Below are 24,663 nucleotides of genomic sequence, written 5' to 3' on the forward strand. Positions count from 1 at the left end.
GATGAATCGCTATACCCGCCATCATTCGGGTTACAGGAAGGCGGCAACGCAGAGGCCCCGCCGGGGCGAGCCGGGTAACAAAGCCAACGCACCTGTAACTTGAAGTATGACGGGTATATACTGATTGACAGACCATGCTGCCCTGAAGGGTGGCCATCTTCCTAATTCGCTAACAAGCGTGGAGAATTAAAATGCGACATCCTTTAGTGATGGGTAACTGGAAACTAAACGGCAGCCGCCACATGGTGAACGAGCTGGTTGCTAACCTGCGTAAAGAACTGGCTGGCGTTGCTGGCTGCGCAGTAGCTATCGCTCCGCCAGAAATGTATATCGACCTGGCGAAACACGCTGCGGCCGGTAGCCACATTATCCTGGGCGCGCAGAATGTTGACCTGAACCTGTCTGGCGCATTCACGGGTGAAACTTCTGCTGAAATGCTGAAAGACATTGGCGCACAGTACATCATTATCGGTCACTCTGAGCGTCGTACCTATCACAAAGAGTCCGATGAGCTGATCGCTAAAAAATTCGCGGTGCTGAAAGAGCAGGGTCTGACTCCGGTTCTGTGCATCGGTGAAACCGAAGCGGAAAACGAAGCGGGTAAAACCGAAGAAGTTTGCGCTCGCCAGATCGACGCGGTTCTGAAAACTCAGGGCGCGGCGGCATTCGAAGGCGTCGTTATCGCTTACGAACCTGTATGGGCGATCGGTACGGGTAAATCCGCGACTCCGGCGCAGGCGCAGGCGGTTCACAAATTCATCCGCGATCACATTGCCAAAGCGGACGCAAAAATCGCTGAGCAGGTTATCATCCAGTACGGCGGTTCTGTGAACGCATCCAACGCCGCTGAACTGTTTGCTCAGCCGGATATCGACGGTGCACTGGTAGGCGGTGCTTCTCTGAAAGCCGACGCCTTCGCAGTCATCGTGAAAGCAGCAGAAGCCGCTAAACAGGCTTAAGCTGTCGCGACGGGAGGAATACTCCTCCCGTCACACTGGATTTACCAGTATCCCAGCCAGTGCCACCAGAAGGCGCCGGTCACGCCCCAGATGACCAGGTTGACCACACTCATTACCAGCCCCGTTTTCCACCATTCCGCCAGCGAGACATAGCCCGATCCAAAAATGATAGGCGCCGTGCCCGTACCATAGTGCGTGAGCGACATCATCAACGAAGAAGAGAAACCGAGCATCAGTCCAAGCAGTGCCGGCGGTGCGCCCAGGGCTAATCCCGCAGCGAAGAATGCAGCAAACATCGCCGTAATATGCGCGGTAGTGCTGGCAAAAAAGTAATGTGAGTAAACGTAAAGCAGGATCAGCAACAGCGTCGCGATACTCCAGTGAACGCCAAGATGATCAATTGCGCTTCCGACGCTGGTCGCCAGCCAGCCCACCAGCCCCAGCTTGCTGAGAAAATCGGCCATCATCACCAGCGCGGCAAACCAGACGATGGTGTCCCATGCCCCACGGCACTTAAGAATATCGTCCCAGCTTAATACGCCGGTCAGCAACAGGATCGATAAACCAATTAGCGCGGCGCTGGTGGGATTAACGGTCCAGCCGCTGCCCATGAGCATCGCAGGAACACCCGCCCACAGGCACAGCAGCAAAATGAAAACGGCCAGGGTGATTTTTTCTGCCAGCGAGAGCGGGCCAAGCGCATCCAGCTTTTGCCGGGCGAACTGCGGCGCATTCGGCGTGCGCGTAATAGCAGGTGGGTAGAGCCACCAGATAACGATGGGCATCGCGACCAGGGACACTACGGCAGGAAGCAGCGCGGCAATAGCCCACATGCCCCAGGTCATATTCAGCACCCCATCCGTCCCCTTCGTCAAAAAGCTGACAATTAACGGGTTAGGCGCGGTTGCGGTAATAAACATCGCCGAACTGATCGGGTTAATGTTGTAGTTCACCAGCGCGAGATAACGCCCGGTGGACCCATTCTCGCTATTTCCCGGCTGCGAGCCGAGGCTTTCCGCAATCGCCCGCATCACCGGATGGATAATGCCGCCGCCGCGCGCGGTGTTGCTTGGCGTCACCGGCGCAATCAGCGTTTCAGCGAGGGTTAATGCCCAGGCGATACCCAGCGTTCTTTTACCGAACAGCGCGATAAATCCATAGCCAATACGCGCGCCCAGTCCTGTTTTCAACAGACTTTGCGACAGCATGATGGATAAGCCAATCAGCCAGATCAGCGGATTAGAAAAACCGCTCAGCGCATCGTTCAGCGCCGCCGAGGGCTTTCCTGGGTGGGTAACGCAGGTCATGGCTACCAGCATAATCGCCACAATTGCGATAGCGCCAATGGGCATGGCTTTACCGATAATCGCCGCGATCGTGCCGATAAACAGCGCCAGCAGATGCCACGCCTCCGGGGTAACGGAGGGGGGACACGGGATAACAAACCAGATAGTCAGCGTAATCACGAGCGAGATGATGGCTGGCCAACATCGGATGGGGGTCAATCTGTCCATGAATCAGTCCTTGAATTTCCAGTGCGCAAATCAGCGTCCGGTATTAACCTCCATCGGCATATATAAAACAACTCACCATCTCACAAAACAAAAAATTAACACCGTAGTGAAACTATAATTTTCCCAACAAATTAAACCAGGCGTAATCCAGCGGCAGCAGCACCAGCCAGGTTGCCAGCGCCAGCACAATGCACAGCAGCATTCCCGCTCTGGCTGGCACCTTGCCTAACGCCATCGCCACCACAATCGGCGAAGCCTGATAAGGCAACAGTGGCGTGGAATACCCCATAACCTGAATCATAATCACCGACAGCAGCGGAAAACCTGTGGCATCAGAAAAACTCTGCGCCAGCGTGGTATACAGCGCCGGAACGCCATTGGCCGTCATGATGAAGTTTAGTGCGGTAGTAATACCGTTCAGCGCCAAAAAGCTGGTAAAGGGCCGTTGCGGATCTAACGGCATTACGGTTAACAGCGCCTCTCCCACCGCATTACCAATACCGGTTTGCGTCACGGTAATTGCCAGCCCCAGAATCCCCGCCACGTAGATACAGGTGCGAATATTCACCCCGGTGGAGAACTCTTCTCCGCTGATGAACCCCACGCGCGGCAACAGCGTGATGACCGCCGCAGCCAGCCCTGTCCACGCAGGACCAACGCCGTGCCAGCTTTCGCTCACCCACATGACCAGCACCACCGCCAGCATCCAGGCCAGTCGTATTTCCGCACGACTCATCGGTTCAGGGGGCGTCAGTTCGCGCGGCGCGTGCGGCTTGCCCGGAAACAGCCAGCAGATAAGAACAATGAGTAACCCTCCTTTCAACCACCCCAGCACCGGCGTGTGCAACAGCAGATAGGGAAGATAATTCAGGTGGATGCCATAGGATCCCTCCGCCGCACCGCTCATGACCAGGTTGGGCACGTTGGCGGGAAGAATAGTGGCAGAAAGCTGGAAGGTCCCGAATCCAACGGCCAGCGCCAGGCCATACCAGGCACGGGTACCGTCGTTAATTCCGGCGCGTTTTGCCATCGCCGCGACAATTGGCATCAGCAGAGCAATACGCCCCATATTAGACGGCATTACAAAGGCCAGCGCATAGCTGAGCAGCACCACGCTTGCCACCATTAACGGCCAGGAGTCGGTTAACCTTGAGGACAACGCTCGCGCCGCCCTGTCCGCCAGCCCCGTTTTGCGAATGGCCACCCCCAGCACAAACCCGCTGAAAACCAGCCAGAATGCCGAAGACGCAAAGCCGCCAAAGATAACGTCCGGCGGCGCGATTTTCGCCACCATCGCGACGGAAAAGAACAGCAGCGCGGTTATGAATTCCGGTAACAGCGAGGTCGCCCAGAGGAGAATGGTGATGCCAACCACCAGCGAAGGGATAAACAGAGGGTGCGAAAGCCAAAGCGACATGCCTGTCTCCTGTTGTTTTTTTCAACAAGAATACGGGGACAGACATGCGGAGTAAATGCCGGATTAGCCAGGACTACTGATGGTGTTTATTCACAAGGACAATCAATCACACCCAATCATCCCGGCTGGCTTGCAAATGCATTTTGTTGCGTCGATTTATCTTAATTGACGCCAGAGCACCAGAGTCATGCCAAAGGTATTCCGCACCGCATACCGATATGCTGCCACCGCGATTACACCAATAAAATTGCTGATTTAACTGGCGACTCCCTCGCCGGGAAAACACCCTTTCTATTCCTCATTTGCCAGCAGCTTACAGTCGTGATCCTGAATCTCCTCTGCCGAGGCGCGATTAAGCGTCAGCAGATTACGCTGTGTCGCCAGCAGAACGAAAGAATCATCGCTCTGACGCGCCATCGCCAGCGCATAGCGCCCCATATGGTCACGCGCATCCGGAACTTCTTCCGCCAGCATCATAAAGGGGCTGCGCTGCACAAGTTCACTTTCCGTAACACGGCGCGCCAGATACTCATGTCCACGCAAACCGCCCGGCAGCGGTAGCCAACGGGTGCCGATTTTTGCGAGGTTATCGTCAAGCTGCGCTCTCACATCCGGCCGCAGGCAGGAAATATGGATGTGGAAGTGGTTTTGCGTCCGTCCGGTACGTGAGTTAATCGTCAGTGAGACGGTGCGGTCCGGGATATCCTGACCGTATTTCTGGCTCATAAAACTGCGTGCCTGCCAGGCCAGCCAGAAAAAGTTCGGCGTATACGGCTCTGTCAGTAACGAGCTTTCGGTTCCGTTAATACGGTACGTGGGCATCAGCAGATATTGCAGAGGACCGTGACGGTCCTTAAACACTACGTATCCGGCGTCGGGTTTAACTTCAATGCACGGCGCAGGACTTTGCCGTTGCAGTTGATTGGGTAAGCATTGCTCAAGGACAATCTTACGCAATGCATCCGGATTACCGGCAAACTTCCAGTAACCGATGCCCCCTGCGACGGTAATAACGATAATTGCCAGTAAAAAATAGCCTGCCTTTCTCATTACGCGTTCCCTGAATCTCAACGACCCGCAAGAGTAGCGCAAATCTATGACAAATAAAAAACCCGGTCGCGTTATGCCACCGGGCTTTGTTATTTTATTGACCTTAGCGTTTGCTGATCTGGTCGAACGTACCGCCGTTAGAGAAGTGCTCCTTCTGGGCTTTGCTCCAGCCGCCAAACTCCTCATCGATGGTGAACAACTTCAGCTTCGGAAACGCATTTTCGTATTTCTTCGCCACTTCCGCATCGCGCGGACGGTAGTAGTTTTTCGCCGCGATCTCCTGACCTTCCGGGGAATAGAGATACTTCAGATACGCTTGCGCCACCTCTTGCGTCCCTTTCTTCTCAACCACTTTATCCACTACGGAAACGGTCGGCTCCGCGAGAATAGATTCGCCAGGGGTGACAATCTCGAACTTATCTTTGCCCAGTTCATTTGTCGCCAGCAGCGCTTCGTTTTCCCAGGCGATCAGCACATCGCCAATACTGCGCTCAACAAAGGTGTTGGTTGAACCACGCGCGCCGGAGTCCAGCACTTCCACGTTCTTATACAGTGCCTTAACAAAATCCTGCGCTTTTGCCTGGTCGTTGTTGTTATGGTGCAGAGCGTAGCCCCATGCCGCCAGATAGTTCCAGCGGGCGCCGCCGGAGCTCTTCGGGTTCGGCGTAATCACCGACACGCCGGGTTTAATCAGATCGTTCCAGTCATGAATTTGCTTTGGATTGCCCTTGCGCACCAGGAAGACGATGGTGGAGGTGTACGGCGCGGAATTATCCGGCAAACGCTTGATCCAGTCTTTGTTGATGCGTCCACGTTCGGCAATAGCGTCAACGTCATAAGCCAGCGCCAGCGTCACAACATCGGCCTCAATACCGTTGATCACCGAGGTCGCCTGCTTACCAGAACCACCGTGCGACTGGCGAATGACCACATTATCACCGGTTTGCTGTTTCCAGTGCGCGCTGAACGCTTTGTTGTACTGCTCGTACAGCTCGCGCGTTGGATCGTACGACACGTTAAGTAACTGAATATCCTTTGCCAGAACGCTGGTCGATACCAGCAATAATGTTAACCCCACGCCCCATTTGTTCATCGCCCAGCTCTCTTATGTAGTGTTGAGATGAATAAAGCGTGCCAGAAAGGGATCCAAACATTAAAGAATAAAAAAAGATTGGATATAACTTGAGGGAATATATATTGCTACGGGGACGCCTGCGATTTTTGGCCGGATGGCGGCTCACACCTTATCCGGCCTGCTGGTCTCGACGAACTGCAGGCCTGATAAGCGTAGCGCCATCTGGTATAGGGAAAAACGATTAGTACAGTTTTTTCGCGCAGTCCAGCCAGTCACCTTTGAAAGGACGCTTCATATTTTCGATAGCATCAATGATGTCGTGGTGAACCAGTTGCTCGTTCTGGATGCCCACGCAGCGGCCACCGTAGCCTTCCAGCAGCAGATCGATCGCATAAGAGCCCATACGGGAAGCCAGAATACGGTCGTAAGGTACCGGAGAACCCCCGCGTTGAATGTGGCCCAGAACGGTGGCACGCGTTTCACGCCCCGTCTCTTTCTCAATGTAGTGCGCCAGTTCGTCCACGTCACACATATGCTCGGTAATCGCCACGATGGCGTGTTTTTTACCTTTTGCGATACCCGCCTTGATTTCAGCCACCAGGTCATCACGGCTGAATTCGACTTCCGGCACGACGACGAACTCACAACCACCGGCAATAGCCGCCGCCAGGGTCAGATCGCCGCAGTAGCGCCCCATCACTTCAACGATGGAGATACGCTGGTGAGAAGAAGAGGTATCACGCAGGCGGTCAATCGCTTCCACTACAGTACCTAACGCGGTGAAATAACCGATAGTGTAGTCGGTTCCTTTGATGTCGTTGTCAATGGTGCCCGGCAGACCGATGCACGGGAAGCCCGTTTCAGTCAGGCGTTTTGCCCCCATATATGAACCGTCACCACCGATAACGACCAGTGCGTCGATACCGCGTTTCTTCAGGTTTTCGATAGCCACGGCACGGACATTCTCATCACGGAATTCCGGGAAGCGAGCGGAGCCGAGGAAGGTACCGCCACGGTTGATCATATCGGACACGCTGTAACGGTCGAGCTGCACCATGCGATCTTCATACAGACCCAGGTAGCCATCATAAACACCCATTACTTCCAGTCCTTCCGTCAGCGCTGCACGTACAACACCACGGATTGCTGCGTTCATGCCCGGCGCATCACCGCCGCTTGTCAACACACCGATTTTCTTAATCATGACTACCTCTGAACTTTGGAATGCAAAATGAAATCTGTAGCCGGAACACTTTCCTGCACATCGAAACGCTCCAGTGAATATGCAGATAGTATAACAACCACTTCCTGCTGAATTGATTCAGGTCAGGCCAAATGGCGGTAATTTATACACAAAATGCGGGTCAGGCTCTCTTTTTTCACTGACTTACGAAAGCTCAAACCGTTTACCTTCCCTGGGAACGACGGAACAGGGATCCTGATGAATAATCACATCCGATCCTGGAAAACGCCGCAAAATAGCCTGCTCTACTTGTTCAGCCACCACGTGCGCCTGAACGAGAGGCAGATTGTCTTCCATTTCCAAATGAATCTGAATAAAGCGGGTCGGCCCTGACTGCCGCGTGCGAAGATCGTGCGCGCCATTGACCCCAGGCCACGACGTCACTATATCAATAATTTCCTGACGTTCCCCATCAGGCAATGCGCGATCCAGCAATGATTGCACCGCGTCATACCCCATGCGCAACGCGCTATATAAAATATAGATGCCGATTCCCAATGCAAATAGCGCATCAGCCCGATGCCAGCCATACCAGGCCAGACCGAGCGCCACCAGAATCGCACCGTTCATCATAACATCAGACTGATAATGAAGCATATCTGCCCGCACGGCCTGGCTTTGCGTCTTACGCACGACCCAGCGCTGAAACGTGACAAGAATAATAGTGCATATCAGAGCGATAACGGTAACCATAACCCCCACACCGGGATCTTTCATCGGCGTGGGGCTAATCAGATGCTGAATTCCGGTCAAAAACAGAAACAGCGCCGAACCGGAAATAAACATACTTTGCGCCAGCGCCGCCAGCGATTCAGCTTTTCCGTGACCAAAGGTATGTTCATCATCCGCCGGTTGCAGCGAATAGCGCACCACTAACAAATTGGTGAGTGACGCAGCAATATCCACCAGAGAGTCAACCAGCGCAGCCAGAATACTCACCGATCCGGTATACCACCACGCAAAAATTTTGATCAAAAGTAACAGCGACGCCATCACTGTCGCAGCAATTGCCGCCCGGCTGACCAACTGACCATAGGTTTGATTCATAAGCACTCCTGCTATCCGATGCCGCTAGTATAACGGATGGAGTAAATCAGTTAGTGAATAAGAAGATGACAAATTCAGGGCAAAAAAAACCCCCACATCATGTGGGGGAAGACAGGGATGGTGTCTATGGCAAGGAAAACAGGGTTTGTTACTGGGAACGTGAGTTGCTACTACTCAATAACTTCAACGATGAACTTTTTTGCCATTGCGTCACGTCACGCAACTGCTCCATTCGTTGTTGATGTTTCTGGTTCAAAACCGCTTGCTGCTCCGGCGTTAACAGGCGATACATCTGATTGCGGACCCTGGCCATTTCCACCTGGCGTGCAATCTGTTCCTGTGCAATTTTTTCTGCCTGAGCGCGCACAGCGCTTTCATCAAAATTTTCTGCGGTGACAAGGCGATGCATTGTCTCCAGTTCGCTAACATTAACAGGAGGCTGTTCATGCCGTGCCTGCTGCATCAGATCTCGCATCTGCTGACGCTGATGTTCGGTTAAACTTATGCCGTCGAACATATGGCTCTGCGCATTACGCTGAGCTAGCCCTTCGCCTGGATGCCAGTTATCACCTGTAACGACTTCAGCGGCGTGGCTTAAAGGACTGAGTGCCAGCGTTGAGGCCATGACGACAGCGGTAACTTTGCGCATCATTTGCTCCCAAAATCTTTTCTGTCGCGATTCAACGAGAGACAGTTTACGATTCGGGCTGCAAACATGCGTCAGGGGGTGTAAAACAACGTAAAGTCATGGATTAGCGACGCCCGATGACGTAATTTCTGCCTCGGAGGTACTTAAACAATGAATAAAATCCTGTTAGTTGATGATGACCGAGAGCTAACTTCCCTGTTAAAGGAGCTGCTCGAAATGGAAGGTTTCAATGTGCTGGTTGCCCATGACGGGGAGCAGGCGCTTGAACTTCTGGACGACAGCATTGATTTACTTTTGCTCGACGTCATGATGCCGAAGAAAAACGGTATCGATACGTTGAAAGCGCTTCGCCAGACACACCAGACACCTGTCATTATGCTGACAGCACGCGGCAGCGAACTGGATCGCGTCCTCGGCCTTGAGCTGGGCGCAGATGACTATTTGCCTAAACCGTTTAACGATCGCGAACTGGTCGCGCGCATCCGCGCTATTCTGCGCCGCTCTCACTGGAGCGAACAGCAGCAGAACAGCGATAACGGCTCGCCGACGCTGGAAGTGGATGCCTTAAGCCTCAATCCAGGTCGCCAGGAAGCCAGCTTTGATGGTCAAACCCTGGAGTTAACGGGCACCGAATTCACCCTGCTCTATTTGCTGGCACAGCATCTCGGCCAGGTGGTTTCACGTGAACATCTAAGCCAGGAAGTGCTGGGTAAACGCCTGACGCCTTTCGACCGTGCGATCGATATGCATATCTCGAACCTGCGTCGTAAGCTGCCGGAGCGTAAAGACGGGCACCCGTGGTTTAAAACCCTGCGCGGTCGCGGCTATCTGATGGTTTCCGCTTCATGATAGGAAGTTTAACTGCACGCATCTTCGCCATCTTCTGGTTGACGCTGGCGCTGGTGCTGATGCTGGTATTGATGCTACCGAAGCTCGACTCACGCCAGATGACCGAGCTACTGGACAGCGAACAGCGCCAGGGGTTGATGATTGAGCAGCATGTAGAAGCAGAACTCGCGAACGATCCACCCAACGATCTGATGTGGTGGCGTCGCCTGTTCCGTGCGATCGACAAGTGGGCGCCGCCTGGACAGCGGTTATTGCTTGTGACCACCGAAGGACGCGTGATCGGCGCTGAACGCAGCGAAATGCAGATCATTCGCAACTTTATTGGTCAGGCGGATAACGCCGATCATCCGCAAAAGAAGAAATATGGCCGGGTTGAGATGGTGGGGCCGTTTTCCGTCAGAGACGGGGAAGACAACTACCAGCTCTATTTAATCCGACCGGCCAGCAATTCCCAATCCGATTTTATTAATCTGCTGTTTGACCGCCCGCTCCTGTTGCTGATTGTCACCATGCTGGTCAGTTCTCCACTACTGCTTTGGCTTGCCTGGAGCCTGGCAAAACCGGCGCGTAAGCTGAAGAACGCGGCGGATGAGGTGGCTCAGGGCAATCTGCGCCAGCATCCTGAACTGGAAGCAGGTCCGCAGGAATTTCTTGCGGCAGGTGCCAGCTTTAACCAGATGGTGACCGCGCTGGAACGGATGATGACCACCCAGCAGCGTCTGCTGTCGGACATCTCTCACGAGCTCAGAACGCCACTTACGCGTCTGCAACTGGGTACCGCGCTGTTACGTCGCCGCGCCGGTGAGAGTAAAGAGCTGGAGCGCATCGAAACCGAAGCACATCGGCTGGACAGTATGATCAACGATCTGTTGGTGATGTCGCGCAATCAGCAGAAAAATGCGCTGGTTAGCGAAACGATGAAAGCCAACCATCTGTGGGGAGAAGTGCTGGATAACGCCGCCTTTGAAGCCGAGCAGATGGGCAAATCGTTAACGGTTAACTTCCCGCCGGGGCCGTGGCCGCTGTACGGTAACCCAAATGCGCTGGAAAGCGCGCTGGAGAACATCGTTCGCAACGCCCTGCGCTATTCCCATACGAAGATTGAAGTCGGCTTTTCTGTGGATAAGGATGGCATCACGATAACCGTGGACGATGACGGTCCGGGCGTCAGCCCTGAAGATCGTGAGCAAATCTTCCGACCATTCTATCGTACCGATGAGGCGCGCGATCGCGAGTCTGGCGGTACCGGTCTGGGTCTGGCGATTGTTGAAACGGCGATTCAGCAGCATCGCGGCTGGGTGAAGGCCGAAGACAGCCCGTTGGGTGGTTTACGGCTGGTGATCTGGCTACCGCTGTATAAGCGTTCTTAACCGGCTTCCCCGGTAATGTATTGCCGGGGAAGCACAAACCTTATGCTGCTACGGTCGCTGCCGTGAGTTTCTGCTTTTTAATCCGCTTCACCAGCAATGTCGAGCAGATAAAGCCCATCAGACTAAACGCAATCATCACGCTAAAGACATAGTTATAGCCCGTGATGCCGCTGTGAGTATCCAGTAAATAGCCATATAGCGTATAGGCAAACATAGCGGGCATATAGCCGATGATACAGCCAAATGCCATTGCGGAACCCGCATACTCACGTGGGGTACCAATCTCATCCATCGGTGCAAAGAAAATGGCGCGCTGTGAGAAAATAATCGCCCCGAATCCCAGCGTCGCCGCCATACCGATATACACATTCATCGTTTGATGTGGCAGCAGCATAAAAACAACCATAGCTGCAGCAGAGATCAGAAACGTCCACTTCAGGTAAACCGTAGGTGATTTAGCCACCTTATCCGCCAGCAGCCCCCCAATCGGCCCGCCCACCATCTTTAACGCATACTGGTTAATGATGCCGTACGCGCCGACTAATGCCACCGGCAGCATATAGATATCTTTTAAGAACGGAATGAAGTAGGTAAGCCCACAGTACGCGGCGTAAACGAAGAAAATACCTAAAGACGCCAGCCAGACGTTAGTACAGGTCAAAACATGTTTGATACCTTTTAATACTTCTATGTTGGCACTGGCCTTTTCACCGCCTTTAATTTTGTCATCATCGACAATAAAGTAAGTGAGAACGCCCGCAGCCAGCGTAATTAGCGTATAAAACAGCAGTCCAGCCTGCATACCTGCTTTCCCTTCACCAAACTGAACGAAGACAAACAGCGCACCGGAAGCGACAATCACATCCACCACACCGCGTCCGGCTTCTAAAAAGCCAAACATGCGGCCTTGTTCTTCTTGCGTGCCCAGCAGACGAACGGCTTTCAGCAATACAGGCCAATAAACCACATCAGCAAAGAAAGCCATCGCGGCAAAACAAATGAGATAGCCGGTAAATGACGGCAGCGTCGCTAAATACAAGCCGCATAGTCCGACACCGATTAAACCGAATGGAAGTAATATTTTCTTGGAGTAACGGTCTGCTATATAAAGCGAAAGAAAAAGCCCGGTGGTCTGGACGATCGTATAAACCGTAAAACTCAAGCCAATTTGTGTATTGGTTAAACCCCAGTCATTCTGCATTGGTACATAGAACACATCTTTCATACTTGAAAGTTTGAATATGGTTCCGCCGCCTAAAATTAAAAAGCAGAGTCGTGCCCATTTATTCATGAACATGTTTACACCCTCATTGCTTGTTGAGAGAAATATCCAAATAAAGTTAACAATAAAATGATGCAATCAATAAATTTATGGTTTTATTTCCATAAGTTCTTTCGCATTTAATAAGTATTGAGGAAATTACTGGTTATCTACAAATTTGTCACATAAGTCACGAATGTATTTTATTTGAGAAAGGGCATGTTCTTTCTCCTCTGCCAGACGCGCATCAACCAGATGACTATCAGGTAACGGCGTATAACTTGCTTCTCGCCACGGGATCCAGGGATTATCACCTTCATCGTCAAAACGAAATGCCGGAGCATAATATTCGACTTCTTCTTCCAGACCAAAGGCGTGTACTTGTGGCTTATCATCCCCTAACAGTAATAACGTCCTGAGCATCTCTTCCATCGGTAAATCGCCGTACCCGGAACGACAAGCTTCGTGCCCCCAGCCTTTCCCCTCTTTAATCATTTTAGCGTCCTTGATATGTACCTGAGTGATAAGTGGAGACATCACCGTTAAGGCCGCCAGTGGCTGCTCATTTGCATTAATCATGTTGCCAAAATCAAACAAAATAGAGAGATTTTTCATCCTGCTGTTATTAACCAGCGTCACCAGTTCATGGCTCTGCAAATCTTCATGTTGTTCGATAGTAAAGCTCAAGCCGCAATCGTCAAACTGAGACAACCACGCAATATCACTGGAGATCTTATCCAGCACATCGTTCAGATACCCTTCATAACGAGGGTAGAAGCGCACTGAGGTTGCACCAGTTGCAAAAGCAATACGGATAGCATCGGTCAATGTCTCTTTATCCGATGCGCTCGTTTCTATATGCACATCCAGATTATAATTTTTAGCCTTCTCTTTGAAATTTTGTAATTGCAGATCGTTCATTTTCTGAAGGGATTGTGACTCACCATCCTCCACATGTATTTTCACTCCCTTTAATTTTTGCTGATATGCAATATCCAGCAGATCTGCAGGGAGGACTCTCTCGTAGCGCATGTTCAGATGAAACGCATAAGCATGTAAGTACAGTGGTATATTCCTGGCTCGTTCAGCAAGACGCTCTCGGTTAAATTTTTCCATTTTTTTCTCATTCATCACGAATTACAAGTTCCACTGATTCAAGTCGCCAGTATTCAAAATCAACCTGAACCACTTTTTTATCTCGGGTAGCCCGATGTTTTTCTACTAAAATGCCATAAGTATTGGGAGCAACGCCCAGTTCCTTGCAGGCAACCTCTGGCATATTGACGGGTTTAAAAATCATTTCTTTGATATTTAAAACATAGCCAAACTCATCCTCCCAGACCCTGGCAAAAGACTGAGTATCCAGTTTGTTGATAAATCCTGGCGCAACGTTGGCATCGATATAGGACTCATGATAAAACACGCGATGTGAGTCCAGGCCACACCATCCGGTAATCAAATATCTGCTACCCGAAGAAAGAAAAACCTCCTCAACATGATACGGCACCGTCTCGATGGTCTCTTTTGATAAATAGTCCCAAAAAGGTTTGCGCCCCTGGGCACGCGCTTCAGCATTGAAGCTGGAAAGTGATTTTGGGTTATAAATAAATCGCTTCGCCGAAATAAACCAGCCACTGCGATTCTTTCTGAAAATACGCGAATCAATTTCCAGTTCAATCAGAACCTGACGTAAGGTCATACGCTTTGCATCCAGTAACTCACATAGCTCCCTCTCAGAAGGTAATTTTGAGCCAGCGGGCAAATTTTTCTCGTTTAGCCAGCTTTCAAAGCGTTCTCTCAGCACATCAACATTGTTTTTCTTTTTCATTTTGACCAATCTGGTTTAAACCAATTTACAGTTAAGATATTTGAGTACAGGAAATACTCAAGTCTTTTTTCAATACAGAGGTTTTTTTTGTGGACCAGGTATCAAGAATGGATTTTGAAGGGTGTCGTGACAGGCTGGTTGTTAACCGCCATTGGTACGTTGAGTGTATGGAGCATGGCTGATATAAATCAGGGTTTTATCCCTGATTTATAAGGAAAAACTCAGAGGCAGGTTAATTTACTTTCCCCATAAACGCCGGGAATTGTCTTCGATAACACCGCTAAGCCGGCGCTTTTGCATCGTCCGTGTCCAGCTTTTTGACAGCCCGGCAGCGGACAATAAGCGATGGTACTGCTCATCATCAAACGGCATATGCCACGCAATCGCGATCGCTTCCTGCACGCTGACATCACTCACGCGCGACACCCGTTCCAGCGGCGCGTCTGCCGAAACCTGCCCCGCCGCAATGACGCTGCACAGCCAGCCGGTCCTGCCCGCTTCCTGCATCTGGCTTGCCATGTCGCTGATACCAAAATGGTAGTTAAGTTTGAAGCACGGCGAGCGGGGTTGAGTGACCTGAATCAGCGCCTCTCCCCAACGGAAAATATCGCCAATATAGACATTCTGTTCGGTCAGACCTTCCGTAGAGAGATTTTCGCCAAAGGCCGGGGCAGCAAACAAATCCGCCTGTTGCGGAAACGCCCGCATCCAGTGCAGATAGTGTTCACGCGGGTAGTGACACAGCGCACGATCCGGCCCACCGTGAATCTTCTTTTCCGCCTGTTCATCGCCTTCCAGCCCCAGTTCCGTCAGTATCAGCTCGCCATCGACCTGAATTTTCGCAATGGCGCTGGGACGGCTTCCCGTGTAGTCCAGAATCTTGCCTGTAAAAACATCGACCGGATATCGCATCTGTTCCCTCTCCCGCTAAATTTTCTCCATTACACCACATTTATTTTACCTCAGTCGCTCAAAATGAGAGCACGGTTCACATGAAACACAGGTACACGTGATATCAATGATGTGGGTTTTTGAAACGTCATTTCAAATAAGGAGTCAACAACGTGGCTGGTCAATCGCAATTTGCTGGCGTCTGGTGCCCTTCCATCACGCCAATGGATAATGATGGCAGGATCGATCTCAACGGTCTGAGCCAGCATCTCAAACGCCTTACCGAAGCACAGATCGATGTGATTTTGCTGATGGGCAGCATTGGGGAATTTGCCTCTTTCACACTGGAAGAGCGGCTGCTGCTGATCCGTGAAGCGCGCACCATGAGCACGTTGAAAATGGTCGCCAACGTCTCTTCTACCTGTACCCAGGACGTATTGCAGATGGCGCAGGAGGCATATCGCGTCGGTTATGATGCGGTAATGATTCTGCCGCCATACTACTACGGACAAACGCCAAAACAGCTCCTGAGCTACTTCCGCCATCTGGGGAAAACGCTTAGCGGTCAATGGTTCGTCTACAATTTTCCGGCGCGGACCGGCTGCGATCTGACGCCTGGGTTAGTCGCCACACTCGCCGCAGAATTCCCCCGTTTTGCCGGAATCAAAGATACCGTCGACTGCCAGTCCCATACTCGTAGCATGATCCAGCAAACACAAGCCGTCCGGCAGGATTTTGCCGTACTGTCCGGCTATGACGAGTATTACATTCCAAATCTGCTGGCAGGTGGTGCGGGGATTATCTCCGGTTTGAATAACGTCATGCCGGAGCTGTTTGTCAGAGCACGCGAGGCGTTTAAGCAGGGTGATATGCAGGCATTGCAGAATATTCAGCAGAAAATCGGGACTTACATGTCCATCTACGCCATCGGCGAGGATTTTGTCACCACCATCAAAACCGTGGTGTCGCGCAAGTTTGGTTACTGCACCGGTGTGTCACGCAATGCGGGCGGTGCGTTAAGCGAGAATGAGTGTCGGACGATTGATGAAGTGTTTCTGGCCAAAGGCTAAACGGTAAAGCCGGAGGGTGCAGACCATCCGGCTTTACCATACTTCGCATATCGATTGCCGCCGCCAGGCGGCTTCAGCCATACGGAGTCAGACTCACTCAAACTTATTTCTTTGCGGCAAAACGCGCTGCGGCTTCGTCCCAGTTCACGACGTTCCAGAACTCTTTGATGTAGTCCGGACGGCGGTTCTGGAATTTCAGGTAGTAAGCGTGTTCCCACACGTCCAGACCCACAATTGGGAAGCCGGAGGCGCCAGAGATGGCTTCACCCATCAGCGGGGAGTCCTGGTTAGCAGTAGAAACAACAGCCAGTTTATCGCCTTTCAGTACCAGCCACGCCCAGCCGGAGCCGAAACGGGTGGCAGCGGCTTTTTCGAATTCCGCTTTGAAGTTGTCTACGGAACCGAAGTCACGCTCGATAGCGGCTTTCAGGTCGCCCTGCAGGGTGGTGCCTTTTTTCAGGCCTTTCCAGAACAGACTGTGGTTAGCGTGGCCGCCCGCGTTGTTGCGCAGTACGGTTTTTTTATCCGCTGGCAGCTGATCCAGTTTGGTAATCAGCTCTTCAGCAGACAGATTAGCGAATTCCGGCAGACTTTCCAGCGCCGCATTGGCGTTATTCACGTAAGTCTGGTGGTGTTTAGTATGGTGGATTTCCATCGTCTGCTTATCGAAGTGCGGTTCCAGTGCATCATAAGCGTACGGCAAGGATGGCAGTGTATAACTCATATTCTTCTCCAGTCGTGTCGGGCGACGCGTGTTAACGTCGCGTAAGCAATTGGTTCATTATAGTTAATTAAATGATATTGAAAATGATTATCAATGCCGTACTTTTTGTGTGGGTATATCTCCTCGCTTAATGACGTTTTTTACGCACCGATGACCTCCGGCGCACCCAGGTAAAGTCCGAGAAAGATCGTTATGTGAAACAGGGTTTCAATATCTTTATTTCGGTGCCAAATTTTGTCAGCGTTGGCAATATCAAGAAGGTTATTATTTCCTTACGCAATTAGATTCCTGGCAAATGATTACAATTGTGAGGGAATCATGAAGCAACCTGGTCTTAAGCGTCTGGCTATATTGGCCTTTCTTTCCACACTCTCCTTTTTTTCCCACGGCGAAACCGTTTTGCGCCTGGCTTATGCTGAAAACAGCCAGCCGGTGAAGGATGCATTGCACTTCTTCGGGCAGCAGGTGGAAGAGAAAACGGGCGGCGATATCAAAGTACAGTATTTCCCGGATGGTCAACTTGGCGGTGAACGCGAGCTGGTCGAGCTGACGCAGGTCGGCGTCGTGGATATCACGAAGGTCTCATCCGGACTGATGGAGAGTTTTTCTCCCGCCTATGGCGTGTTCTCGCTGCCGTACCTGTTCGCCAGCGTAGAGGAATACTACGCGGTAATGGACAACCCTACGGTGATGGATCCCGTTTACCAGTCTACGTCGGCACAAGGCTTTGTGGGCGTCGGCTGGTACGACTCAGGGGCGCGTAACTTTTATATGAGTAAAGGGCCGATCAAAAGCATTGAAGATCTGCGAGGGAAAAAGATCCGCGTCATGCAGAGCGATACGGCAATTCAAACCCTCAAATTGCTTGGCGCTTCGCCTATCGCTATGGGCCAGGCTGAGGTTTACACCTCATTGCAGCAGGGCATTCTGGATGGCGCGGAGAATAACGAATTCGCCCTGACTATCGCCCGCCACGGTGAGGTCGCACGCTATTACACCTACGATATGCACACCCGCATTCCCGATATTTTGCTCATGAGCACGCTCACGCTGGAAAAACTGACGCCAGAGCAGCAGCGCATCGTGAAGGCCGCTATCCAGGACTCCATCGAATATGAAAAAGCCGCATGGGACAAAGCCGTCGAAAAAACCCGGCTGGCGGCGGTGAAAGATTTTAACGTCGAATTTTTCGAGATCGATAAAAAACCTTTCCAGGAGGCGGTGCAACCTATCTACGAAAGCCTGAAGGCGAAACCGCAACTCTACGCGTTGTATCAACGGATCCAGAACGCCAAAAACTAATCTGTACAGGAAACGAAGATGAACACATTTAGAAAGGGACTTGATACGCTGCTCGGCGGCGTTTGCAGCCTGGTGCTGGCCATTATGGTCGGTATCGCCTGTTGGCAGGTTATCAGCCGGTATATCCTGGGCGTGCCCAGCACCATCACAGAAGAGACGTTGCGCTTTTTACTGGTCTGGGTTTCCATGCTGGGCATGGCCTATGTCGCTGGTCAAAAGCAGCATATCAGCCTCACCCTTCTGCTGGATAAAGTTTCTCCGGGGCTACGCGGCTGGTGGGACATCATCCTGCAGGTCATTTTTATCGCGTTCTCCATTTGGGTTTTGATCATTGGCGGTCTCAAAATTTCTGCCATCTCCATGCTGCAAATTTCGCCTGCGCTGGGTATTCCGATGGGGAAAATTTACTATGCGCTTCCCTGCGCTGGCGTGCTGATCATCCTCTATAGCGTGCTGAATATCGTTGAATCGCTGAAAGCTATCCGCTCCACAACGGATGCCTCTGAACCGACTCTGGAGAAATCACATGATTGACCCGATTTTTGCATCCGGCACGCTCATTGCCGTGTTCGTTGTTTTACTGGCGATGGGAGCCCCGATTGGAATCTGCATCGTAATCTCTTCTTTCAGTACGATGATGCTGGTGCTGCCGTTTGATATTTCCATGTTCGCCACCGCGCAGAAAATGTTCTCCAGCCTGGACAGCTTCGCCTTGCTGGCGGTTCCGTTCTTTGTGCTGTCTGGCGTGATCATGAACAGCGGGGGCATTGCCGCCAGGCTGGTCAATTTCGCCAAACTGTTTACCGGTAAATTGCCGGGTTCACTCTCCTATACCAACATCGTGGGTAATATGATGTTTGGCGCCATTTCCGGATCCGCCATTGCCGCCTCGACGTCGATTGGCGGCGTGATGGTGCCAATGAGCGCACGCGAAGGTTATGACCGCAGTTTTGCCGCAGCGGTGAATATCGCCTCCGCACCGACCGGGATGCTCATTCCGCCAACGACGGCCTTTATTCTGTATGCGCTGGCAAGCGGAGGCACGTCCATTGCGGCGCTGTTCGCGGGTGGTCTGGTCGCAGGGGTGCTTTGGGGCGTGGGATGCATGCTGGTTACGCTGGTCGTCGCGAAACGTCGCAACTATCGCGTCTTTTTCTCTGTACAAAAAGGCATGGCGTTAAAAGTCGCCATCGAGGCGGTTCCCAGCCTGCTGCTGATTGTGATTATCGTGGGGGGAATTGTTCAGGGGATTTTCACCGCGATTGAAGCCTCCGCCATCGCCGTGGTCTATACGCTTCTGTTAACCATGGTGTTTTACCGTACGCTGAAAATCAAAGACCTGCCGTCTATTCTTCTGCAAACGGTGATCATGACTGGCATTATTATGTTCCTGCTGGCCACCTCTTCGGCAATGTCTTTCTCCATGTCGATAACTAATATCCCGGCAGCGTTAAGCGATATGATCCTCAGTATTTCCGCCAATAAGTTGGTCATTTTACTGGTGATCACCGTGTTCTTACTGATCATCGGCGCGTTCATGGATATCGGCCCTGCGATTCTGATTTTTACCCCGATTCTGCTGCCGATTATGACCAAACTGGGCGTCGATCCCATCCACTTTGGCATTATCATGATCTATAACCTGGCGATTGGCACCATTACGCCCCCCGTCGGCAGCGGTTTATACGTCGGGGCCAGCGTAGGGAAGGTAAAAGTTGAAGAAGTCATTAAACCATTAATTCCATTTTATGGTGCGATAATAGGGGTACTTTTATTAATCACCTATATTCCGGAACTGACGTTATTCTTACCACGACTGCTGGGTGTCATGTAACAGCGAAGCCCCCATATAAGCTGGGGGCTTAGAGATAGCCCTGATGGACCGCAAACAAAAAAATGGTTACCTGTACGGGTAACCAAAATAGGGAATATTTTTATATTCCTGCAACTTGAATTATTCAGGGAATCATCAAGGATTTTTATCAGAACGTGTAACCGACACCAACGCGGAAACGGGTTTGTCGCTCATCGCTGTTGCTGCTGACAGAAACATTCCCTACTTCAACGAACGGAGACCACTGGTCAATGATATACGCCGTTCTGAAGTTATATTCATAGTTGTCTTTCCCACCGTCATACAATTTATATTTGTCGGCTTTCTTATAAATACCTTCAATAGTCCAGTCAAAATTATTCCACTTATACCCTGCCCAGGCGTCCATACGATTTATCGTATCGTCATCACGCACATCAGAAGAGCGACGAACGTATTCAAAGCGGTAACGAGCGCCCACCCACCAGCTCTCGTTTAATGTCCAGGTCGCGCGGAAATACGGTTTATAGGTAGAGTAACCATCTCCCGTTTCCAGCACAAAACCCGGCTGCCACGCGACGTTGCCGGTAGTGAACTGATAGCTGGCGGTGTATTCGTTGCCCTGAACCTCCAGATCATTAAACGCTTTACTGGTATCATCACCACCGGATTTAGAAATGGCCTCAATAGCAAAACCGAAGCCGTTTGCAAAACGATGAGAGATATAAGCACGATCATAATTTGCTTTACTGTCATCAAGATATTCATGACGAACATCGACATATACTGCGTGCGCACTTGTTACCATAAGAGGTAATAGTAAGAAAAGAGATTTTCTCATAGCAAGGTCCATTTGATTAAAATTTAAAACGCTATTTTATTAAAACTACGGCAACAGTAATACGCAATTTATTTTTTCAAAACAATATAAATAAACAGCTTTAACTTAAATTTGAGAGTGTGTTCAAAAAGCAAAATAAAATAAATGAAATTTATATTCGCAACAAAATAAATAGCGCCCTGAAATATAAACATGTTTTATATGAGGATATTCTTATGATTATATCACTTTGATTTTCATTATTTATTTTCTTTTATTAACCATGTGAATATAAAAATCAAATTCAAATAAACATTATATATACGGATTTTCGAGGGGGTAAAGTGCTTTTATTTTCAAGGATGTGATCTCACTCGTATCTATCTTTGCATTATTGCCAGCTAATAAGTCTCATGTCTTTATTATTAAGGTATTAAAGGTATTTCTTACTCATCAGTATTTTATCGCAGCAAAGTGAATTATAGCGTCTGTTTCGACATTTTTAAAACGTGACCTTAATCACCTCATTAACGCGCTGATTGCCAGTGAAAGAGAAATGACGGCAATCATTAAAAGGTTATGCTGCTGGACAATTTTTAAACTCCTTACGTTGGACAGGTAAAACCGACCATAAAAACAATGAGGATATGACGTGATGAGTAACGCGATTACGATGGGTATTTTTTGGCATTTTATAGGTGCGGCCAGTGCAGCCTGTTTCTATGCCCCGTTCAAGCAGGTTAAACAGTGGTCATGGGAAACGATGTGGTCGGTTGGCGGGATTGTCTCCTGGCTCATCCTGCCGTGGACCATCAGCGCCATGCTGTTACCCGATTTCTGGGCCTACTACAGTTCCTTTAACCTTTCGACTCTGCTCCCTGTTTTCCTGTTCGGCGCCATGTGGGGCATCGGGAACATTAACTATGGCCTGACCATGCGCTATCTTGGCATGTCGATGGGGATCGGGATCGCCATCGGCATTACGCTGATTGTCGGCACGCTGATGACGCCGATCATTAACGGCAATTTTGATGTGCTCATCAACACCGAAGGCGGACGGATGACCCTGCTGGGCGTGCTGGTCGCGCTGATTGGCGTGGGCATTGTTACCCGTGCGGGTCAGTTAAAAGAACGCAAAATGGGCATCAAAGCGGAAGAGTTCAACCTGAAAAAAGGGCTGGTTCTGGCGGTCATGTGCGGGATCTTCTCTGCCGGGATGTCATTTGCGATGAATGCTGCTAAACCAATGCACGATGCCGCCGCCGCGTTGGGCGTCGATCCGCTGTATGTCGCCCTGCCAAGCTACGTAGTCATCATGGGCGGTGGTGCGGTGATCAATCTGGGATACTGCTTCATTCGTCTGGCAAAAATGAAAAACCTGTCAGTAAAGGCCGACTTCTCTTTAGCAAAACCGCTGATTATCAGCAATATCCTGTTTTCTGCGCTTGCTGGCCTGATGTGGTATCTCCAGTTCTTCTTTTACGCCTGGGGCCATGCCAAAATTCCGGCGCAGTATGATTACATCAGCTGGATGCTGCACATGAGCTTTTACGTGCTGTGTGGCGGGATTGTCGGTCTGGTGCTGAAAGAGTGGAAGAACGCGGGCCGTCGTCCAGTGAGCGTGCTGAGTCTGGGCTGCGTGGTGATTATCATCGCCGCCAACATCGTCGGCATGGGAATGGCAAGCTAGTCGCTTTGCGTACTGAGATGACGCCACTGACTGGGCGTCATCCCGGTTTCCCGGGTGAAGACCACCGAAAAGTAGTTACTGTCCTCAAATCCACACTGCATTGAAATCTCGCTGATCATCAACCGGCTATGTTGCAGCAAGTATTGCGCATGGCAGACCCGCACCTGGCGGAGATACTGATTAATCGTCATGCCGGTCTGACTGCGAAACTGCTGGCGCAGCACCCGCTCGCTACACGCCTCCTGCTCACAAAAATTATCCAGCGAAAACGGGCGCTCCAGGCTGTTCGCCAGGGCGGTAATCAGCTTGTCCAGCAATGTTTCACTGGAGGTAGCCGGAAGATTATCGATGGCATAGCGATGGCGCTTTAGGGTCATCACCAGCTGGCCAAACAGCAGCTCCGCCATACCAAAGGCCAGCGGATCGCGATGTGTGCTTTCATGCTCAAGCTGACCAATAACCTGTCGCGCCTGCGCCATTCCCTGGCTCCCCAGCCGCCAGTGCGGATGGCGCTCGCTGCCGTTAAAGCCGGGGATCGTCTCATCCCAGCAGAGATTCAGCTTCAGCCGCTCCGGGCAGTAAATGACGTTCTGGAGAACCAGATCGTTAACAGAAGTGTAGGAATGTTTATCCTCCGCACGGATATAAAACAGATCGCCGCGGGTAATGCGATAAGGTCGGTCGTTGAGCACATGCAAACCGTTGCCGCGCCAGACCAGCACCAGTTCGCAAAAATCATGAGTATGTTCGGCAAAGACGTTTTGCGGATAGCGATCCGCCACCGCAACGGCCTGATTGTCATCCGCAAAAAAGTCTTTTTTCAGAAGGATTAACTGATTTGCCACCGCAGCACCTCAACCTGAACGCTTGCCGGATGGCACTATGTCTATCCCGCCTACGGATCGTCACCACAGGTCGAATAAACGTAGTGCCATCCGGCACTTAAAGAACATCATTATCGGAAAACTGACGAAGAAAAACGTTGATATCATTCGCGTTACTGGAGCAACGCATCGCGCCCCTGGCGAATATCGCGCGGCGACCAGTCAAACTCGCGGCGAAAAAGCGTAGAAAAATGGTTACTGTCGCCAAAACCGCAGCGATAAGCGATATCCGTGACGCTTTCATCACTATGGCGCAATAAATGGCGAGCTTTGACTAAGCGCAGACGGTTGAGGTAACGCTGCGGCGTCATACCTGTCTGCTGTTTTAACTGCCGATGCAGAGTACGCAGAGAGAGCGAGAACTGGTCTGCCACCGACTCCCAGTACACCTCTTCGGCAAAATGATCCTCCAGCCAGGCCAGCAGCTGATTGAGCCGCGCATCATGATCCGTCGCGCCTTCAATCAGGCTGCCTCGGCGTAACAGCACCAGTAGCTGCATAAACAGGATCTCACGGTTCGCCACCGCTGGCAGATCAAGCTCTTCATCAATTTGCTCCATTTGCGCCACCAGCTGGCGCACCTGCTGCAACGTACTCTGATTGACGCGCCAGTGGGACGGGTACTGCCCGTTCTGTTCCTGCGGCAACAGCTGGCTCAACCCCGCAAGAAACTGAAATGCATCTGGCGAACGGTAGAGCACGTTGGTCAGACAGAGATTGTCAGTATGTTCATACAAGTGCCGGTCATGATCGCGTACAAAACACACCGTACCCCCGCTGATGGTATACGGCTGGCCGTTAAACACATGAATGCCGGTACCATGTTCAACAATCACAATCTCATGGAAATCATGATGATGTTCAGGGAAAGCAGGCTGAGGCAGCCGGGGTTCAATGGCCACAGACGCTTTACCTGATGGAAAAAAATCCACGCTATGCAGTACGGTCATGACAGCTTCCTTCCTGAATGAACATGGCTGAATAGTAATTAAGGGTTACTACCCTCACCTTAAATTTTTGACGCTAAAGCACGTAAACACGGTCAATTTTTCAAGAACAACAGAGAAAAATCAGGAATTGCGGAGGCGGTCACACCCACTCACACCAGGGCGACTCGCGGAAATTGTGAACGCTATCACGTTCATCTTTGCCTTGTTGCCAGCGGCTAATTATGACTGTCAGTTACAAGAAGGTACGTGAGCGAGGG

Annotated in this window: 23 protein-coding genes; 8 read left to right on the forward strand and 15 right to left on the reverse strand. The window is 51.1% G+C overall.

Features of this window, described 5'->3' with window-relative positions:
- The first annotated feature begins 191 nt into the window (after nucleotides 1-191).
- Nucleotides 192-959 carry a triose-phosphate isomerase gene (gene tpiA / locus C3432_RS24985; protein ID WP_103779982.1) on the forward strand — a complete coding sequence of 256 codons (768 nt, stop codon included), beginning with the start codon at nucleotides 192-194 and terminating at the stop codon, nucleotides 957-959.
- Nucleotides 960-1,000: 41 nt separating this feature from the next.
- Here the strand turns inward: tpiA and C3432_RS24990 are convergent, their stop codons facing one another.
- The 7 genes from C3432_RS24990 to cpxP all read right to left on the reverse strand — a co-directional run bounded on the left by C3432_RS24990 (nucleotide 1,001) and on the right by cpxP (nucleotide 8,954).
- Entirely contained in the window at nucleotides 1,001-2,473 is a 1,473-nt protein-coding gene (locus C3432_RS24990) for a DASS family sodium-coupled anion symporter (RefSeq protein ID WP_103779984.1), read from the reverse strand.
- Nucleotides 2,474-2,585: 112 nt separating this feature from the next.
- On the reverse strand, nucleotides 2,586-3,890 hold the full coding sequence (locus C3432_RS24995) for an SLC13 family permease (protein WP_103779986.1): 1,305 nt from the start codon (nucleotides 3,888-3,890) through the stop codon (nucleotides 2,586-2,588).
- A gap of 291 nt (nucleotides 3,891-4,181) precedes the next feature.
- Nucleotides 4,182-4,940: a CDP-diacylglycerol diphosphatase gene (locus tag C3432_RS25000; protein ID WP_103779988.1), complete on the reverse strand. Its 759-nt coding sequence runs from the start codon at nucleotides 4,938-4,940 to the stop codon at nucleotides 4,182-4,184.
- A gap of 103 nt (nucleotides 4,941-5,043) precedes the next feature.
- On the reverse strand, nucleotides 5,044-6,033 hold the full coding sequence (gene sbp, locus C3432_RS25005; protein ID WP_103779990.1) for a sulfate/thiosulfate ABC transporter substrate-binding protein Sbp: 990 nt from the start codon (nucleotides 6,031-6,033) through the stop codon (nucleotides 5,044-5,046).
- A 223-nt stretch (nucleotides 6,034-6,256) separates the two neighbouring features.
- Nucleotides 6,257-7,219 (reverse strand): 6-phosphofructokinase, encoded by a 963-nt coding sequence (gene pfkA, locus C3432_RS25010; protein WP_103779992.1) that lies wholly within the window; start codon nucleotides 7,217-7,219, stop codon nucleotides 6,257-6,259.
- Nucleotides 7,220-7,402: 183 nt separating this feature from the next.
- A complete protein-coding gene (fieF, locus tag C3432_RS25015; protein ID WP_103779994.1) occupies nucleotides 7,403-8,305 on the reverse strand; it encodes a CDF family cation-efflux transporter FieF in 903 nt (300 codons plus the stop codon).
- A 148-nt stretch (nucleotides 8,306-8,453) separates the two neighbouring features.
- On the reverse strand, nucleotides 8,454-8,954 hold the full coding sequence (gene cpxP, locus C3432_RS25020; RefSeq protein ID WP_103780143.1) for a cell-envelope stress modulator CpxP: 501 nt from the start codon (nucleotides 8,952-8,954) through the stop codon (nucleotides 8,454-8,456).
- A 150-nt stretch (nucleotides 8,955-9,104) separates the two neighbouring features.
- On the opposite strand from cpxP, the gene cpxR reads away from it, so the two are divergent.
- Nucleotides 9,105-9,803, forward strand: coding sequence for an envelope stress response regulator transcription factor CpxR (gene cpxR, locus C3432_RS25025; protein WP_103779996.1), 699 nt, complete (start codon nucleotides 9,105-9,107; stop codon nucleotides 9,801-9,803).
- Entirely contained in the window at nucleotides 9,800-11,173 is a 1,374-nt protein-coding gene (cpxA, locus tag C3432_RS25030; RefSeq protein WP_103779998.1) for an envelope stress sensor histidine kinase CpxA, read from the forward strand. Before cpxR ends, cpxA begins: the two co-directional genes overlap by 4 nt.
- Nucleotides 11,174-11,213: 40 nt before the next feature.
- Here cpxA and C3432_RS25035 read toward each other — a convergent pair whose 3' ends face one another.
- The 4 genes from C3432_RS25035 to yiiM form a co-directional block, all read right to left on the reverse strand.
- Nucleotides 11,214-12,464: an MFS transporter gene (locus C3432_RS25035; protein ID WP_103780145.1), complete on the reverse strand. Its 1,251-nt coding sequence runs from the start codon at nucleotides 12,462-12,464 to the stop codon at nucleotides 11,214-11,216.
- A gap of 129 nt (nucleotides 12,465-12,593) precedes the next feature.
- On the reverse strand, nucleotides 12,594-13,550 hold the full coding sequence (locus C3432_RS25040; protein ID WP_103780147.1) for a sugar phosphate isomerase/epimerase family protein: 957 nt from the start codon (nucleotides 13,548-13,550) through the stop codon (nucleotides 12,594-12,596).
- Between the two features lie 7 nt (nucleotides 13,551-13,557).
- Entirely contained in the window at nucleotides 13,558-14,262 is a 705-nt protein-coding gene (locus tag C3432_RS25045; protein WP_103780000.1) for a GntR family transcriptional regulator, read from the reverse strand.
- A 237-nt stretch (nucleotides 14,263-14,499) separates the two neighbouring features.
- Entirely contained in the window at nucleotides 14,500-15,174 is a 675-nt protein-coding gene (yiiM, locus tag C3432_RS25050; RefSeq protein WP_103780002.1) for a 6-hydroxyaminopurine reductase, read from the reverse strand.
- 152 nt (nucleotides 15,175-15,326) lie between these two features.
- On the opposite strand from yiiM, the gene C3432_RS25055 reads away from it, so the two are divergent.
- Nucleotides 15,327-16,223 (forward strand): dihydrodipicolinate synthase family protein, encoded by an 897-nt coding sequence (locus C3432_RS25055; RefSeq protein WP_103780004.1) that lies wholly within the window; start codon nucleotides 15,327-15,329, stop codon nucleotides 16,221-16,223.
- A 103-nt stretch (nucleotides 16,224-16,326) separates the two neighbouring features.
- Here C3432_RS25055 and sodA read toward each other — a convergent pair whose 3' ends face one another.
- Nucleotides 16,327-16,947, reverse strand: coding sequence for a superoxide dismutase [Mn] (sodA, locus tag C3432_RS25060; protein ID WP_103780006.1), 621 nt, complete (start codon nucleotides 16,945-16,947; stop codon nucleotides 16,327-16,329).
- A 318-nt stretch (nucleotides 16,948-17,265) separates the two neighbouring features.
- Between sodA and C3432_RS25065 the strand changes: the two genes are divergently transcribed.
- The 3 genes from C3432_RS25065 to C3432_RS25075 are packed head-to-tail and all read left to right on the forward strand — an operon-like array spanning nucleotide 17,266 to nucleotide 20,083.
- Entirely contained in the window at nucleotides 17,266-18,249 is a 984-nt protein-coding gene (locus tag C3432_RS25065) for a TRAP transporter substrate-binding protein (RefSeq protein ID WP_103780008.1), read from the forward strand.
- An 18-nt stretch (nucleotides 18,250-18,267) separates the two neighbouring features.
- Nucleotides 18,268-18,783 carry a TRAP transporter small permease gene (locus C3432_RS25070; protein ID WP_103780010.1) on the forward strand — a complete coding sequence of 172 codons (516 nt, stop codon included), beginning with the start codon at nucleotides 18,268-18,270 and terminating at the stop codon, nucleotides 18,781-18,783.
- Nucleotides 18,776-20,083, forward strand: coding sequence for a TRAP transporter large permease (locus C3432_RS25075; RefSeq protein WP_103780012.1), 1,308 nt, complete (start codon nucleotides 18,776-18,778; stop codon nucleotides 20,081-20,083). Before C3432_RS25070 ends, C3432_RS25075 begins: the two co-directional genes overlap by 8 nt.
- Nucleotides 20,084-20,231: 148 nt before the next feature.
- Here C3432_RS25075 and C3432_RS25080 read toward each other — a convergent pair whose 3' ends face one another.
- On the reverse strand, nucleotides 20,232-20,903 hold the full coding sequence (locus C3432_RS25080; RefSeq protein ID WP_445432940.1) for an oligogalacturonate-specific porin KdgM family protein: 672 nt from the start codon (nucleotides 20,901-20,903) through the stop codon (nucleotides 20,232-20,234).
- A 634-nt stretch (nucleotides 20,904-21,537) separates the two neighbouring features.
- Between C3432_RS25080 and rhaT the strand changes: the two genes are divergently transcribed.
- Complete coding sequence (gene rhaT / locus C3432_RS25085) at nucleotides 21,538-22,572, forward strand: L-rhamnose/proton symporter RhaT (protein ID WP_103780016.1); 1,035 nt, start codon at nucleotides 21,538-21,540, stop codon at nucleotides 22,570-22,572.
- Here the strand turns inward: rhaT and rhaR are convergent.
- Both rhaR and rhaS read right to left on the reverse strand, forming a co-directional pair.
- A complete protein-coding gene (gene rhaR, locus C3432_RS25090; RefSeq protein ID WP_103780018.1) occupies nucleotides 22,569-23,417 on the reverse strand; it encodes an HTH-type transcriptional activator RhaR in 849 nt (282 codons plus the stop codon). The genes rhaT and rhaR overlap by 4 nt on opposite strands.
- Nucleotides 23,418-23,569: 152 nt before the next feature.
- Entirely contained in the window at nucleotides 23,570-24,406 is an 837-nt protein-coding gene (rhaS, locus tag C3432_RS25095; protein ID WP_103780021.1) for an HTH-type transcriptional activator RhaS, read from the reverse strand.
- Between the last annotated feature and the right edge of the window lie 257 nt (nucleotides 24,407-24,663).

The sequence above is a fragment of the Citrobacter amalonaticus genome (genome assembly GCF_002918555.1).
GTDB lineage: Bacteria > Pseudomonadota > Gammaproteobacteria > Enterobacterales > Enterobacteriaceae > Citrobacter_C > Citrobacter_C amalonaticus_A.